Raw genomic sequence first — 16,726 nt, 5'->3', positions numbered from 1 at the left:
GATTATTAACGATAGGTTTGTGTAGGGTTGTCGATTTTTTGCATTTGGTACTCGTGCATGGTGAGTTGTTCGATAGCTACTGCTATCCAACCGCTAATAAGCATGTCATACCATTGTTGTACTCCGCTGCAGGCCACAACAACATTGCCGTAAACAAAAGATCCGTAAAACAAAACGTCTTCATCACGCAATGAAGTAGGGTGTTGTGATTGCAAAGAAATATTGCTTGTTGATTCACGCCAAGCTTGTTTTGCCTTTTGACGAGCAAGGCGGTCAAATTCGATGTTCCAAGTTTCGGGAGTACCGAGGGATTCTTCATACAGAATGGCCTCTTCAAAAGACCCTTCCCAAGGTTTCACATGAGGATTCATAACGACAATGTGCAGTTCTTTTCTGTTTGTTCGTTCAAAAAGCTTGTCGATAGAGGGCTTTACAATGTCGATAGCGTCTTGAGTAATCTCTAGGATTGAGCGCATTCCGTATGTCCTTATATTTGAATGTTTTATATAGAATATTGTATGACAATAATTCTTCAATTGACGAAGTTCTGGAAGTCGCTTGCGATCACAAGTGGAAGTCTCCTAAATAGACTTCGCTCTTGTTTTAACCATGATGTTAAGAAAATAGTGTGATTTTGGTCTTTTTTTTGGCTGTACATCAATGGGCCTAATTCTTATTTGTCGGTAATTGACTTTCTATTTATGAATCAAGCCACTTATGAAGGTTTAGGAGTGATTTATATTGCACCCATGTTTTGGGAACAGGGTGAATTTCTCCAAATAGGGTTGATGAAATAAAGAGGAAATCAGGTCATGGTAATTAGTTTTAACCACGTCTATAAAATATGACTCGAATATATTAATAATTGGTGGTTCTCGATCTGACATTATTAATGATGGGAGATTGGAATCCGGAATGTAACTTTAGAGATATTGTAGCGACTGAATTTGATGTTAGTTTGGCTTATGTCTTTGAGTTATTTGATAAATAATGGCTTTGATCTTGGTTGTCTTTGGGTTTTAGTGTTTTTAAATCATAGTGCTGTCTGGTTTGACTTTTGCTGGATGTCCAAGATATGTAAAAAATATACGTCAATCTATGAATCGTTTCATTCTACTAGTGGTTAATTTTGTCGTGATATTAATAATCGGGGGCAATATTGGAAGGATTACTCATCCTTATTAAATTTATATGCAATCAAATTGTTATAGATATAATAATTTCTTTTGCTTGCGCTGCGGTGATATAGACAAGGTTTTGATAGAAGCGTCACCTTTTTATGAAACAACACGTTATTTTGGGGCATATTTGAGTGAGGTGAGCGAGGTTTATCAGCACGATTTCGTTGTAATTGGCGTTCTAGTTATCCCAATTATGGGCGGTATGCAAGATATCTTGATGTATATATATTTGATAGCGATCACTTGTATGATGATTGATTCTGGCGATATATAGATCGCTGTCACTCATTTGGGTTATTGTACTACAAATATTCATAAGGTTTTCCTATAGTCCGTGTAACAAAATACAACGGACAAAGGATACACGATGGAACTCAACACGATTATTGTCGGCATTTATTTCCTATTCTTGATCGCGATAGGTTGGATGTTTAGAACATTTACCAGCACCACCAGTGACTACTTCCGCGGGGGCGGTAACATGTTGTGGTGGATGGTTGGTGCAACCGCCTTTATGACCCAGTTTAGTGCATGGACATTCACCGGTGCGGCTGGTAAAGCGTATAACGATGGTTTTGCCGTCGCGGTTATCTTCGTAGCGAATGCATTTGGCTACTTCATGAACTTTGCATACTTCGCTCCAAAATTCCGTCAACTACGCGTAGTAACTGTAATCGAAGCTATTCGTATGCGTTTTGGTACGACGAACGAGCAAGTATTCACTTGGTCTTCAATGCCGAACAGTGTTGTTTCTGCGGGTGTATGGCTAAACGCACTGGCAATCATCGCTTCTGGTATCTTCGGCTTCGACATGACAGCCACAATCTGGATTACTGGTTTGGTTGTATTGGCGATGTCAGTAACAGGTGGTTCATGGGCGGTAATCGCATCTGACTTCATGCAGATGGTTATCATCATGGCAGTAACCGTGACATGTGCTGTTGTTGCTGTTGTTCAAGGTGGCGGTGTTGGTGAAATCGTAAATAACTTCCCAGTAGCGGAAGGCGGTTCTTTCCTTTCTGGTAACAACATTAACTACCTAAGCATCTTCAGTATTTGGGCATTCTTCATCTTTGTTAAGCAGTTCTCTATTACTAACAACATGCTTAACTCTTACCGTTACCTTGCGGCTAAAGACTCAAAGAACGCGAAGAAAGCAGCGCTACTGGCGTGTGTGCTAATGCTTTGTGGTGTATTCATCTGGTTCATGCCTTCTTGGTACATTGCAGGTCAAGGTGTCGACCTAGCAGCAGCTTACCCAGATGCAGGTAAGAAAGCGGGTGACTTTGCATACCTATACTTCGTACAAGAGTACATGCCAGCAGGTATGGTTGGCCTTCTCGTTGCTGCTATGTTTGCCGCGACAATGTCTTCAATGGATTCTGGTCTAAACCGTAACTCAGGTATTTTCGTTAAGAACTTCTACGAACCAATCGTTCGTAAAGGCAACGCTACAGAGAAAGAGCTTGTAACGGTTTCTAAGATTACTTCTGCCGTGTTTGGTATCGCTATTATCCTTATCGCACAGTTCATTAACTCGCTTAAAGGTTTGAGCTTGTTCGATACAATGATGTATGTGGGCGCACTTATCGGCTTCCCAATGACAATTCCTGCGTTCCTTGGCTTCTTTATTAAGAAGACACCGGACTGGGCTGGTTGGGGTACGCTAGTTGTCGGTGGTTTCGTTTCTTATTACGTAGGTTTCGTTGTTAATGCTGAAATGGTGTCGTCAGTCTTCGGTCTGGAAGAACTAACAAGCCGTGAATGGTCTGATGTTAAGGTTGCTATCGGTCTGGTTGCGCACATTACTCTGACAGGTGGTTTCTTCATCCTATCAACTCTGTTCTACAAGCCATTAACTGAGAAGCGTCAGGCTGACGTTGATAAGTTCTTCGGCAACCTAGCAACGCCACTTGTTGCTGAGTCAGCGGAACAGAAGAAACTAGACAACAAACAGCGTGAGATGCTTGGTAAACTTATCGCAGTAGCGGGTGTTGGTATTATGCTGATGGCAATGCTTCCAAACCCAATGTGGGGACGACTGGTCTTCATCCTATGTGGTGTGATAGTTGGCGGTGTTGGTATGCTGCTAGTTAAAGCTGTCGATGATGGTGGCAAGCAAGCGAAAGCGGTCACTGAAAGCTAATACGTAGAAAATGTTTAATAGAATGCGATGCTCGAGAGGGCATCGCATTTTTTTGCTTTGCAAAGACGGAGCATCTGCATGGTTTTGGGGGCGAGTAGGATAACAGCGAGCGCTTGCTCTGGAGAACAACATCAGACCTAAATCACGAAAACTGTAAAAAAGTGTTCAATCGAATCGAAACAGATTTAATTGTCCTACAATAAGACGTATATTGTTGCTAATTCCTTTCAGTCAACTTGAATATAAGTGAGTTAGAATGAGCGACCAAAAATCTCTTGATGCAATCAGGAAGATGAAGCTGGAGAATGACACTTCAGCAGGTAATCTTGTAGACCTACTCCCTATCGAAGTACAAAAACGTGACTTCGACCTATCATTCCTAGACAACTTGAGCGAAGCACGTCCACGTCTTCTTGTTCAAGCTGATCAACTAGAAGAATTCAAAGCAAAAGTGAAAGCTGATGAAGCTCACTGCATGTTTGATGATTTCTACAACAATTCTACGGTTAAGTTCCTTGAGACAGCACCTTTTGAAGAGCCTCAAGCGTACCCTGCGGAAACAGTAGGCAAAGCTTCTTTGTGGCGTCCTTACTGGCGTCAAATGTACGTTGATTGCCAAATGGCACTGAACGCGACACGTAACCTTGCAATTGCAGGTATCGTGAAAGAGGACGAAGAGCTAATCGCAAAAGCGAAAGCTTGGACTCTAAAACTGTCTACGTACGATCCAGAAGGTGTGACTTCTCGTGGCTACAACGATGAAGCGGCGTTCCGTGTTATCGCAGCAATGGCTTGGGGTTACGACTGGCTACACGCTTACTTCACAGATGAAGAGCGTCAGCAAGTTCAAGATGCTTTGATTGAGCGTCTAGACGAAATCATGCACCACCTGAAAGTGACGGTTGATCTACTGAACAACCCGCTAAACAGCCACGGTGTTCGCTCTATCTCTTCTGCTATCATCCCAACGTGTATCGCGCTTTATCACGATCACCCGAAAGCAGGCGAGTACATTGCCTACGCATTAGAATACTACGCAGTGCACTACCCACCATGGGGCGGTGAAGACGGCGGTTGGGCTGAAGGTCCTGACTACTGGAACACGCAAACTGCATTCCTAGGTGAAGCATTCGACCTATTGAAAGCATACTGTGGCGTAGACATGTTCAATAAAACATTCTACGAAAATACAGGTGACTTCCCGCTTTACTGCATGCCTGTTCACTCTAAACGTGCGAGCTTCTGTGACCAGTCTTCAATTGGTGACTTCCCAGGTCTAAAACTGGCTTATAACATCAAGCACTACGCAGGCGTTAACCAGAAACCTGAGTACGTTTGGTACTACAACCAGCTTAAAGGCCGAGATACTGAAGCTCATACGAAGTTCTACAACTTCGGCTGGTGGGACTTCGGTTACGACGATCTTCGCTTCAACTTCCTATGGGATGCTCCAGAAGAGAAAGCACCATCAAACGACCCTCTGTTGAAAGTATTCCCAATCACTGGTTGGGCTGCATTCCACAACAAGATGACTGAACGTGATAACCATATTCACATGGTATTCAAATGTTCTCCGTTTGGCTCAATCAGCCACTCTCACGGTGACCAAAACGCATTCACGTTGCATGCATTCGGTGAAACGCTGGCGTCAATCACTGGCTACTACGGTGGTTTCGGTGTTGATATGCACACCAAATGGCGTCGTCAAACGTTCTCTAAAAACCTGCCACTATTTGGCGGTAAAGGTCAGTACGGCGAGAACAAGAACACAGGTTACGAAAACCACCAAGATCGTTTCTGTATTGAAGCGGGCGGTACAATCTCTGACTTCGACACAGAATCTGATGTGAAGATGGTTGAAGGTGACGCAACGGCATCTTACAAGTACTTCGTTCCTGAAATCGAATCTTACAAGCGTAAGATCTGGTTTGTTCAAGGTAAAGTATTCGTAATGCAAGACAAGGCAACGCTTTCTGAAGAGAAAGACATGACTTGGCTAATGCACACAACTTTCGCAAACGAAGTGGCTGATAAGTCTTTCACTATCTGTGGCGAAGTTGCGCACCTAGACGTGAACTTCATCAATGAGTCTGCTGATAACATCACTTCAGTTAAGAACGTTGAAGGTTTCGGTGAAGTAGACCCATATGAGTTCAAAGATCTTGAGATCCACCGTCACGTTGAAGTGGAATTCAAACCATCGAAAGAGCACAACATCTTGACGCTTCTTGTTCCAAATAAGAACGAAGGTGAGCAAGTTGAAGTGTCTCACAAGCTTGAAGGCAACACGCTACTGCTTAATGTTGATGGTGAAACGGTTTCAATTGAACTGTAATTCGTTGAATTAGCAGCTAGATACCAAAAACTCCGGGCTAAAGCTCGGAGTTTTTTGTTTGCACAGAACAGACAGTAGCGTACAAGGCTGGAAGAGGTTGCGTTGGTTAGTTAGAGGCTAAGTAGCAAGAGTACCAGGCTTAGTAAGTGGCGACAAAACTTTGGTTTAAACCTCGTGTTCAGTAAACCTTACTAAGGCTAGGGCAGTGACTGTCTTCCAATAATTTGTCAATTATTGACAGTGGGCAGCCTTAACCTTGTCTGAAAAAAGGGACGGTAGATTAATAATCGTTATTGGAGTGGCTTATTCTCATTAATCGTATGACATTTAGAGTACGTTATTTCATCAATAGGCTATTTTTTGATTGGTATATCGCTCTTGTAAGTACAAAGCGTGACCATATTTTCTCGTAAAGTGAATCCCCGTCACAACTTGCGTCTAAGCATTGAAGGATTACCCTAAAACTATTGCGTAACGGAAAAGACGTCGTTATTATAATGACCATATAATCATACAATACTATATTTGGAGTTTGAACATGACTAAACCTGTAATCGGTTTCATTGGCCTAGGTCTTATGGGCGGCAACATGGTTGAAAACCTACAAAAGCGCGGCTACCACGTAAACGTAATGGATCTAAGCGCTGAAGCTGTTGCTCGCGTTACAGAACGCGGCAATGCAACTGCATTCACTTCTGCTAAAGAACTAGCTGCTGCAAGTGACATCGTTCAGTTTTGTCTTACAACTTCAGCTGTTGTTGAAAAAATCGTTTACGGTGACGACGGCGTTCTAGCTGGCATCAAAGAAGGCGCAGTATTAGTAGACTTCGGTACTTCTATCCCTGCTTCTACTAAGAAAATCGGCGCAGCTCTAGCTGAAAAAGGCGCGGGCATGATCGACGCACCTCTAGGCCGTACTCCTGCACACGCTAAAGATGGTCTTCTGAACATCATGGCTGCTGGCGACATGGAAACTTTCAACAAAGTTAAACCTGTTCTTGAAGAGCAAGGCGAAAACGTATTCCACCTAGGTGCTCTAGGTTCTGGTCACGTTACTAAGCTTGTAAACAACTTCATGGGTATGACGACTGTTGCGACTATGTCTCAAGCTTTCGCTGTTGCTCAACGCGCTGGTGTTGATGGCCAACAACTGTTTGACATCATGTCTGCAGGTCCATCTAACTCACCATTCATGCAATTCTGTAAGTTCTACGCAGTAGACGGCGAAGAGAAGCTAGGTTTCTCTGTTGCTAACGCTAACAAAGATCTTGGTTACTTCCTTGCTCTTTGTGAAGAGCTAGGTACTGAGTCTCTAATTGCTCAAGGTACTGCAACTAGCCTACAAGCTGCTGTTGACGCAGGAATGGGTAACAACGACGTACCAGTAATCTTCGACTACTTCGCTAAACTAGAGAAGTAATCGACGTACGACCTCGCTCGGGTATTGCCTGTCATTTAGGCGGCGATACCTCAGCGAGGTTCGTTTTTATCTGAACAAGTCTTATCTATAATCCTGTTTTATCCTCGCTCCCTGTTTTATCCTTAATACCAGTTTGCTCCCACGGTTTCACTTTCCCTCGTAAAGCCAGCTGTCATCAGTATTAATTTTCTCGTTCTACTTTTTTACTTCTTGTTGTTCTATCCAATCCAAACTTTACCGGTTTCGACTTTTAATTTTGTATATCAACGCTCTACGCCACCATAAACCTATCGTTGTAGATGCGCTTTGTTAGACAGCAGCTGACACTCTATTTTCCCACAAACAAGTACCTAAAACTGACAATAATGGGTGACACTTCGCACCCTAGATCGATAACTAAAACCCGAGCAATCAGCAACAAATAAAAAAAAGCCCACATAGCTGGTGACTATGTGGGCGCGTTCGGACTAGCCGTCTGGAAAAACAAATGAACAATACCAGTGAATAACGATTAACGAGATCCCCCGACAGTTTCTGCATTAAACGTGTTCAATGACCTTAAAGCGAGTCGCTTCAATTACCACTTCGAATTGTACAAAAGCATCCAGAAAGAACTTAAGTTATGATTCAAATACACCATACATCAAGGCTTATTGTATTACAAATAAATGTTGAGGTTGAATGCCTTTAGTGAATAGTTAAAGAGTGAAAATGTGAGGTGATGCTCGTTTTTGATTCGACGAGTTCATGTCGACAAGGTTATTTCAGTGAAGCGCTATATTGGCGAGTTTGGAAGGTAACTATCTGTAATTTGATCATTTTTTCGTGTCACCTTGCTTGGCTATACTCGGAGTGTATTCCAGATTCATAAATGATAACTATGTCACAAGGTGTTTTTAACTACTTTTAATATATCAAGATCGCTCACAGAAAATGCTAGTTAATTAAGCATACAATATTAATTAAATTGGTGGTTGTGACTATGGGCGGTATGGGTGAGTTTCGCTGACCGTACCATTGAAAATAGAAGGAATGACCGTCTCGTTTGGGTGGGAATAACAGGTATAGGTTGATAGGGATGATAAGTTTTAAGGATTCTAAGCTGTCTTTTGGGTTTAAAGGAAAATTGATTTTGATGGTCGCTATCGTCAGTTCCAGTGCCTTGGCATTTACGAACTGGTTCACGCTTAGCCTGGCCACTGATCAAGTAAACCAAACGATTTATAACGAGATTGATCACTCGTTAACGATAGAAATTAATCAGATTGAAAGCACCGTCCAGCGCACCATCGATACGGTCAATTCCGTTGCACAAGAGTTCATGAAATCCCCATACCAAGTACCAAACGAAGCGCTGATGCATTTTGCCGCTAAACTCGGTGGTATTGACAAGATTGTAGTGGGTTTTGATGATGGTCGGTCTTACACTTCTCGTCCTTCAGAGTCTTTCCCCAACGGTGTTGGAATCAAAGAAAAATACAACCCAACGACTCGTCCTTGGTATCAACAAGCGAAATTGAAATCAGGTTTATCTTTTAGTGAGCTGTTTTTCACTAAGAGTACTCAAGTGCCGATGATTGGTGTGACTTACACCTATCAAGATCGCGTCATCATGGCAGACATTCGATTTGATGATTTGGAAACTCAGCTCAAACAGCTAGATAGCATCTACGAAGCCAAAGGTATCATTGTGGATGAGAGAGGGATGGTAATTGCATCCACAATAGAAAACGTGCTTCCACAGAGCAATATATCTTCTGCTGACGCCTTAATGAAACTCAATGAAGCTATCGAACGACCGGATCAATTCATTGAAGGTGTGATTGATGGTAATCAGCGAATCTTGATGGCTAAGAAGGTCGATATTGGCAGCCAGAAAGAGTGGTACATGATTTCAAGTATTGATCCTGAACTTGCGCTCGATCAGCTGAATGGTGTGATGTCGGATGCTCGAATGCTGATTATTGCCTGTGTGTTGGGGTCGGTCATATTGATGATTTTACTCCTGAATCGTTTCTACCGCCCAATCGTGTCATTGCGTAAGATTGTTCACGACCTTTCTCAAGGTAATGGCGACCTGACCCAAAGGCTCGCAGAGAAAGGTAATGACGACCTAGGACACATCGCCAAAGACATCAACTTGTTCATCATTGGCTTGCAAGAGATGGTTAAAGACGTGAAATTCAAGAACTCAGATCTTGATACCAAGGTATTAAGTATTCGAGAAGGCTGCAAGGAAACCAGCGATGTACTGAAAGTTCATACCGATGAAACGGTTCAGGTGGTCTCTGCGATTAATGGATTGTCCGAGGCTTCAAGTGAAGTCGAGAAGAACTCACAGTTTGCGGCAGAAGCAGCGCAAGATGCGGCCGTGTCCAGTGATGAGACTAAGCAAATTAACACTGTGACCGAAACGTACATCAGTGATCTTGAGAAGCAAGTTTGTACGACGTCGGATGATATTCGTTCTATGGCCAATGAAACACAGAGCATTCAGTCGATAGTGTCTGTGATTGGTGGTATTGCTGAGCAAACCAACTTGCTTGCGCTGAATGCATCCATTGAGGCGGCGAGAGCAGGCGAGCATGGTCGAGGTTTTGCTGTCGTGGCTGACGAAGTCCGTGCGCTAGCAAACCGAACTCAAATCAGCACCTCTGAAATTGAAGAGGCGTTATCCGGGTTGCAATCTAAATCGGATGGCTTGGTTAAATCGATCGAGTTAACGAAGAGCAATTGTGAGATGACTCGTGCTCAAGTTGTGCAAGCGGTAAACATGCTAGCGAAGCTGACGGAACAGATGAAAACCGTGAGTCGTTTCAACAACGATATCTCTGCTTCTTCTGTCGAGCAAAATGCCTTGATTCATAGTATCGCTAAGAACATGCATAAGATTGAAAGCTTCGTTGAGGAACTCAATAAGCTAAGTCAAGATCAACTGACAGAGTCGGCTGAAATCAAAACATTGAATGGCAGCGTTAGCGAGCTAATGAGTAGCTTTAAAGTCTAACGTTTCTATTAATAAACACTAAAAATCAATGTCTTAATTATGGATTTTAGCCTGAGAGCCACTCCAAACCTGTCGAGTTTAGAGTGGCCTTTCTGCGTTGTTTTTGTCTCTAAATCCTCGATAACGCCACCTCATATCACCTCATTTGTCGCATCTCACATTATGATAAATAGATAATTGACATAAAATAGTACAAATATATCTTATCACTCTACTCTTATGGATAAGTGAGATAAATGTGAATAAGCCAATCCTCATCGTCGCGCTTGCTTCGCTCACCTATGGTTGTGGTGGAAGTAGTTCAAATAGCTCGACTGATAGCAATGACTCCTCTGATAACAGCAGCCCGGGGACTTCTTATGGTGTTGTAGCACCTTATGGCATCGCTAAGTATCAAAACATTCTGTCAGGTTCTGACCTTCAAGTATCGGATCCTAACGGTGCGGAGGGTAACAAAACGTCTGAAGTGAAAGATGGTAATTTCGATGGCTATATCAGTGATTACTTTTACGCAGATGAAGGGACAGAAAACCTTATTTTTAGAATGACGAACTATAAGATGCGTTCTGAGGTTCGTGAGGGAGAAAACTTCGATATCAATGAAACGGGTGTAAGACGAAGCTTGTATGCGGAAATAAGCTTACCTGATATCGAGTATGCAATGGCGAGTTCACCTGCCGACCATGATGAAGTGACGTTGCTGCAGATACACAATAAGGGGACTGATGAGAGTGGTACCGGTTACATTCCTCATCCATTATTGCGTGTGGTATGGGAGCAGGAGAGGGACGGCCTTACCGGTCATTATTGGGCGGTCATGAAGAACAATGCGATTGATTGTAGCAGTGCGGCTGACTCTTCGGATTGTTATGCTACGTCATACAATCGCTACGATTTAGGTGAGGCGGAATTGGATAGTTTTACCAAGTTTGAGCTTTCTGTTTATGAGAACACACTGTCGCTCAAAGTGAATGATGAAGTAAAAGTGAATCAAGACATCGCTTACTGGCAGCATTTATTGAGCTTCTTCAAAGCGGGTATCTATAACCAATTTGAGAATGGTGAAGCGACTGCTTACTATCAGGCGTTGAGATACACCACGACTCAAATCAATGGATCAAACGATTGGGACATTAATGATTGGAAGCTGACTATTCCACCGAGTAAGAATGATTGGTATGGAAGCGGTGGTGACAGTGCTGCTGAGTTAGAACCAGAACGTTGTGAATCGAGTAAAGATCTTTTTTCAAATGACAGCGATGTGTACGACAGTGATATTGATCTTTCTTACTTCAATACTGATGAAGGAAGAATGCACTTTAGAGCGGATATGGGATACGGCACCTCTACCCAAAACTCTAGCTATATTCGCTCTGAGTTAAGGGAGTTGTATCAAAGCAGTACTCAACCGGACTGCAGCACCAGCGATGAAGACACAAGTTGGTATTTGAACGACACACGAACCAATGAAACTAACCATCAGCTCACCGCCACCTTGCGAGTTGAAGATTACCCGAACATCAGCAACCAAGATCCAAAAGTGGTACTTGGACAAATCCATGGTTGGAAGATCAATCAAGCATTGGTGAAACTATTATGGGAAGGAGAGAGTAAGCCGGTAAGAGTGATACTGAACTCTGATTTTGAGCGCAACAACCAAGACTGTAATCATTGTGACCCGTTCAGTGTCGAGTTAGGTACTTATTCGGCAAGTGAAGAGTGGCGATATACGATACGTGTCAACCAAGACGGAGTGTACTTAGCAACTCATGACTTAGATGGAACCAACACTGTTTCCCATTCAATTCTTTGGGGACAAGATTATACCGACAAAGATGGCGACACTGTGTTGTTAACCTCAGATTGGACGTCGACAGATATTGCTTTCTATTTCAAAGCGGGCATTTACCCTCAATTTAAACCTGATAGCGGCTATGCCGGTGAGGTGTTCGATGTCAGCTTTAGTTCTCTTAGAGCGGCACACTATTGATTGAGCCGAGATTTAAGCCGTTCCTACATTAAATTAAAAGACCACATTAGCTATTGGTAATGTGGTCTTTTCGGTTTTTAGGGAGAGGTAAATCGGCGTTTTCTGATTGCTGGGAACTCGTCTTATTGAGTTTATAGCGCGCACATTCTGTGGAGGAGAGCCGTAGATGACGAGCCTATTTTGTATTCTAAATTTCTATATATTGTCTTTTATCAATAGGAAGTGTGATCCAGTTAAAGTATGAAAGATCGGAAAGTGTCCTCAGTCTCATTTATTCAATGAAATGTTTTATTTGTATTATAAGAATACGTAATATTTTCATGTTATCGCAAATACTGAGAGGGGAATCGCCTTATAGCTCGTGTTTGCTGATTGATGCTTTCACTTACGAACGCTGTCTTTGTATTATAATAATGGATTAAATATGAAACAAATCACTCTAAAAACCTTACTCGCTTCTTCTATTCTGCTTGCCGTTGGTTGCGCGACTACAAGCACAACGACCGCAGACTTCCCTAACAACAAAGAAACGGGTGAAGCACTTCTTACTCCGGTTGCTGCTACCGCTAGCAGCCACGATGGAAATGGCCCAGATCGCCTCATTGACCAAGACCTAACAACACGTTGGTCGTCAGCGGGTGACGGTGAGTGGGCAATGCTAGATTATGGTTCAGTACAAGAGTTTGACGCTGTTCAAGCATCCTTCAGTAAAGGTAATGAGCGCCAATCTAAATTTGATATTCAAGTGAGTGTCGATGGTGAAACCTGGACGACGGTACTTGAGAACCAACTCAGTTCTGGTAAAGCTATCGGCCTTGAGCGTTTCCAATTTGAGCCTGCGGTGAAAGCACGTTACGTAAGATATGTTGGTCACGGCAACACCAAAAACGGTTGGAACAGTGTGACTGGGTTAGCAGCGGTTAACTGTAGCATCAACGCTTGTCCAGCGAGTCACATCATCACTTCAGACGTGGTGGCTGCAGAAGCGGTGCTTATTGCTGAAATGAAAGCAGCGGAAAAAGCGCGTAAAGAAGCACGCAAAGATCTACGTTCAGGTAACTTCGGCGTAGCAGCAGTTTACCCTTGTGAGACTTCAGTTAAATGTGACACTCGCAGCGCGCTACCTGTTCCGACAGGCCTACCAGCGACACCCGTTGCCGGTAATGCACCGAGCGAAAACTTCGACATGACTCACTGGTACCTGTCTCAACCATTCGACCATGACAAAAACGGTAAGCCAGATGATGTATCCGAGTGGAACCTTGCAAACGGGTATCAACACCCAGAAATCTTCTATACCGCGGACGACGGTGGTCTAGTGTTCAAGTCTTACGTGAAAGGTGTACGTACATCTAAAAACACTAAGTACGCGCGTACCGAGCTTCGTGAGATGATGCGTCGTGGTGACCAGTCTATCAGTACGAAAGGTGTTAATAAGAACAACTGGGTATTCTCAAGCGCACCTGAAGCTGATTTAGAAGCTGCGGCTGGTATCGATGGCGTTCTAGAAGCAACATTGAAAATCGATCATGCGACAACAACGGGTAATGCGAATGAAGTAGGTCGCTTTATCATTGGTCAGATTCACGATCAAAACGATGAGCCGATTCGTTTGTACTACCGTAAACTGCCAAACCAACCAACGGGCGCAGTTTACTTTGCACACGAAAGCCAAGACGCGACCAAAGAGGACTTCTATCCTCTAGTGGGAGACATGACGGCTGAAGTAGGTGAAGATGGTATCGCACTTGGTGAAGTGTTCAGCTACCGTATTGACGTTAAAGGCAACACGATGACGGTAACGCTAATGCGTGAAGGCAAAGACGATGTTGTACAAGTTGTTGATATGAGCAACAGCGGCTACGACGTTGGCGGCAAGTACATGTATTTCAAAGCGGGTGTTTACAACCAAAATATCAGCGGCGACCTGGACGATTACTCACAAGCTACTTTCTACCAGCTAGACGTATCGCACGATCAATACAAAAAGTAGTCTAACCGAATAACACTTAATATTTAAGTTATCGCAATAGCCTCCAGCCTCAGGATTTGGAGGCTTTTTTGTGCCTGCTGTTTGGGTAGAGGAAATATTAGGCCGTTAAATAGATCAAGTAGAGGGGCTGGTGGTTAGCCATACTTTTAAGTTCAAAATTTTGCCTCTCACCTCTTGTTCAATCTTCAACAGAGCTTCCTATTCACCTCACGTGCCTGTATTGGTAAGCCGTGGTTGGAGCTATTGTTACTGGGAACGATAGGCTTAGGTTGTCTTGGGTATGATTAAACCAACCACCGCATTAATACTGATATCTAATGTCTGGATTCTAAGGGCAGTTTACTAGTTGAGAATACGGCTTGTTAACAGCGGAAGTTATTGAATTAACAGATGTGGTTTTAGTTACCAAGAGAAACTGATTTTGACGTTCGATAACATTCTAGAAGCCTCAATAGAAATTCGCGAGGTGACTTATTAGAAGTGAAGGTGATTTTAGATAATCGGTGTTTAGGTTCTAGGCGTGTATATTGGACCGGTACAAAAAAGCCTCTAGCAAAACTAGAGGCTTTTGGCAGAACTAAATAGGCACTACTCAGCTGTAAACTGAGCTACACGCTCTTGGATTTGTTCATCAGTAAGTACTTCATTCCAAACTGCGATATTGTCAACTGAACCATCAAAGTTCTTATCACTACTAGAAGAACCACCTAAAAGAATAAACTTGTCATCTGTTGTATTTTCAACAACATCGAAATCGACACTTTTCGAGTGAACAAGAGTACCATCGATATACAAGTTAGCAGTCGAGTCTGAGTGACTGTATGTCGCCAAGATGTGGTACCAATTATCTTCAACAAGGTATACGTCTCCTTCACTAGATTTCGCTTCGGTACTTAAGCCATTATCCTCTGCATCAAGGCCTCCATACACCTTAAACTTGATTGAGTTGTCTGATGACTCTAGGTAGAGCTTAAACCCTAAGTAATCACTTGTTTCCGCGAAATCAACAAGTGAAACGTCTGAAGAGTACCCAAAACGATCTGCTTTGATTACTGTCTCTACAGAAAATGACCCTTCAATTGCTTGAGCACCAGTAGTAGTTTCAGAAGTTGCATTGTAGTACACGTAACCATAGCCACCACCTGTAGCTGAATCTTGGTCAATATGCATTGCACCTGTACCAGCTGCGCCTGCTGTCGTTGTGATTAAAGGAGATCCTGACTTACTCGTTAGATCATTTTTAGCACTGCCGCTATCTACTGCATAATCGGAGCTATCAAAAGTGTACTCATTTAACGCAACCGGAAAGTCTCCAACTGGCGGCTCTGGGTTTTCTGGATCGACAGGAGCCTCTCCAGTCAAACTAATAACCGTAGCTTCAGAAGTGCTACTGTTATACGGGTTGTTGTTTAAGTCATATCCAACGGAGTAGTCATTGAAAGTGTCTTTGAACTCTTCAACATATTCTCCAGTAGACTCATTAAGAGAGTATACTTTTAGGTTGTCGGCAATCAGTTCATATGGCGTTACGCCACTGTTTGTACCTAGACGAAGGGCAATAACTTGAACTTCACCTGAACTATTTGATGAGACCGCTCCAGTATAGGTTTCACCATTGATGGTAAAGGTATGTGACGTTGGCGTCCAAACCACCTCGACAGTTGCATCAAACGTGCTGTTTGCATCAAAGGTACCGCCAGTCGCAGTTAGTGAACCAGAAGCGTCGCGGAATTGAATAATACCGTCACCAATCGCTATGTCACCGTGATGATAAGCGTTGCTTACTTTATCGTTCTCATCATTGGTTGAATAAAGCGAAATATAAGAGTTGTTCTGACCTTCATCAACTTGAGTGCTATCTGGATTAAGTTTGTAGGTTAGATCAACAGTTAACTTACCTGAAGAAATCGTTTTGCCGACCGTAGAGCTCGTATTTAAGATCTTCAGTCTCAACTCACCAGTATCATCGGTTAACGTATCTAAAATTTGAGCGGCATTATTAACGCCTGAAGCTTCATCTGCTGTGTCTGCAGAACTCGTAACTTCAGTATTTTCGCTGTGGTCGGTACCTGAAATAGGAATGTTGCCGCCAATACTAAGCCCACCGTCAGCTGCTGAGTAATCACCATCTACGGATATTGTGCTTACTGAACCATCATTATTGAATAGCGTGAACGCAACTTGACCTGAAGTATCATCTTCAATTGTCTCTTCATAAGTGGTTTCAAATCGTTCGTATTCACCGAGTGTGGTGTCAGCTGAATTGTCAGTGTAGTAATAAAGTGTCTCACCATCTGCTGAGAAGCGATATACGTTGGGTAAATCAGTACTACTCGATGATGAATAGGCTGCTGAGAATGCTGAAGTATCAGAAAATTCCCAATAACCATTTAATAATGCTGAGGTAGGTGTTGCAGGATCGGTAGAACCATCCGTCGGAATAGGTAAACCATCACTGTTACAACCAAATAATAAACCTGTCGAAAGGGCGACAGCAGTAGCGACTTTAGAAATCTGCATAAAATATTCTCTTTATGATATTAAATCCATATGTAAATCACATAAGAAATAGATAATAAGTAGTCGTTAAATATTTTTAGGATAAAGCTAATATTTATTAGAACATCCTATTCTTTAAAATAAAGTAATTTAAA

8 protein-coding genes are annotated in these 16,726 nt (G+C 42.8%); 6 read left to right on the top strand and 2 right to left on the bottom strand.

Features of this window, described 5'->3' with window-relative positions:
- Positions 1-5: 5 nt before the first annotated feature.
- The gene (locus OH460_RS12925; protein ID WP_061032711.1) at positions 6-476 is read right to left on the bottom strand and encodes a hypothetical protein; all 471 of its coding nucleotides are present in this window, start codon (positions 474-476) and stop codon (positions 6-8) included.
- 1,072 nt (positions 477-1,548) lie between these two features.
- On the opposite strand from OH460_RS12925, the gene OH460_RS12920 reads away from it, so the two are divergent.
- From OH460_RS12920 to OH460_RS12895, 6 genes are all read left to right on the top strand, one after another.
- Positions 1,549-3,327: a sodium:solute symporter family transporter gene (locus OH460_RS12920; RefSeq protein WP_269997638.1), complete on the top strand. Its 1,779-nt coding sequence runs from the start codon at positions 1,549-1,551 to the stop codon at positions 3,325-3,327.
- 256 nt (positions 3,328-3,583) lie between these two features.
- The gene (locus OH460_RS12915) at positions 3,584-5,662 is read left to right on the top strand and encodes a DUF4962 domain-containing protein (protein ID WP_269997636.1); all 2,079 of its coding nucleotides are present in this window, start codon (positions 3,584-3,586) and stop codon (positions 5,660-5,662) included.
- Between the two features lie 538 nt (positions 5,663-6,200).
- Positions 6,201-7,082, top strand: a complete 882-nt coding sequence (locus tag OH460_RS12910; RefSeq protein WP_269997634.1) for an NAD(P)-dependent oxidoreductase — start codon at positions 6,201-6,203, stop codon at positions 7,080-7,082.
- A gap of 1,135 nt (positions 7,083-8,217) precedes the next feature.
- Complete coding sequence (locus tag OH460_RS12905) at positions 8,218-10,089, top strand: methyl-accepting chemotaxis protein (RefSeq protein ID WP_269997842.1); 1,872 nt, start codon at positions 8,218-8,220, stop codon at positions 10,087-10,089.
- A 238-nt stretch (positions 10,090-10,327) separates the two neighbouring features.
- The gene (locus OH460_RS12900; protein ID WP_269997632.1) at positions 10,328-12,079 is read left to right on the top strand and encodes a polysaccharide lyase family 7 protein; all 1,752 of its coding nucleotides are present in this window, start codon (positions 10,328-10,330) and stop codon (positions 12,077-12,079) included.
- 424 nt (positions 12,080-12,503) lie between these two features.
- Positions 12,504-14,072, top strand: a complete 1,569-nt coding sequence (locus tag OH460_RS12895; RefSeq protein ID WP_269997630.1) for a polysaccharide lyase family 7 protein — start codon at positions 12,504-12,506, stop codon at positions 14,070-14,072.
- Between the two features lie 588 nt (positions 14,073-14,660).
- Here OH460_RS12895 and OH460_RS12890 read toward each other — a convergent pair.
- Positions 14,661-16,592, bottom strand: a complete 1,932-nt coding sequence (locus tag OH460_RS12890) for a LamG domain-containing protein (protein WP_269997628.1) — start codon at positions 16,590-16,592, stop codon at positions 14,661-14,663.
- Positions 16,593-16,726: the final 134 nt, after the last annotated feature.

The sequence above is a fragment of the Vibrio sp. Makdt genome (assembly GCF_027587015.1).
Classification (GTDB): domain Bacteria; phylum Pseudomonadota; class Gammaproteobacteria; order Enterobacterales; family Vibrionaceae; genus Vibrio; species Vibrio chagasii_B.
Note: the sequence above shows the minus strand (reverse complement) of the source record. Positions and strands in the feature narration are given on the sequence as shown.

What these genes read in the sequence shown, in the direction of transcription:
- OH460_RS12890 (WP_269997628.1), bottom strand. Translation starts at nt 16,592, where the DNA reads ATGCAGATTTCTAAAGTCGCTACTGCTGTCGCCCTTTCGACAGGTTTA.
- OH460_RS12895 (WP_269997630.1), top strand. Translation starts at nt 12,504, where the DNA reads ATGAAACAAATCACTCTAAAAACCTTACTCGCTTCTTCTATTCTGCTT.
- OH460_RS12905 (WP_269997842.1), top strand. Translation starts at nt 8,218, where the DNA reads ATGGTCGCTATCGTCAGTTCCAGTGCCTTGGCATTTACGAACTGGTTC.
- OH460_RS12910 (WP_269997634.1), top strand. Translation starts at nt 6,201, where the DNA reads ATGACTAAACCTGTAATCGGTTTCATTGGCCTAGGTCTTATGGGCGGC.
- OH460_RS12925 (WP_061032711.1), bottom strand. Translation starts at nt 476, where the DNA reads ATGCGCTCAATCCTAGAGATTACTCAAGACGCTATCGACATTGTAAAG.
- OH460_RS12920 (WP_269997638.1), top strand. Translation starts at nt 1,549, where the DNA reads ATGGAACTCAACACGATTATTGTCGGCATTTATTTCCTATTCTTGATC.
- OH460_RS12915 (WP_269997636.1), top strand. Translation starts at nt 3,584, where the DNA reads ATGAGCGACCAAAAATCTCTTGATGCAATCAGGAAGATGAAGCTGGAG.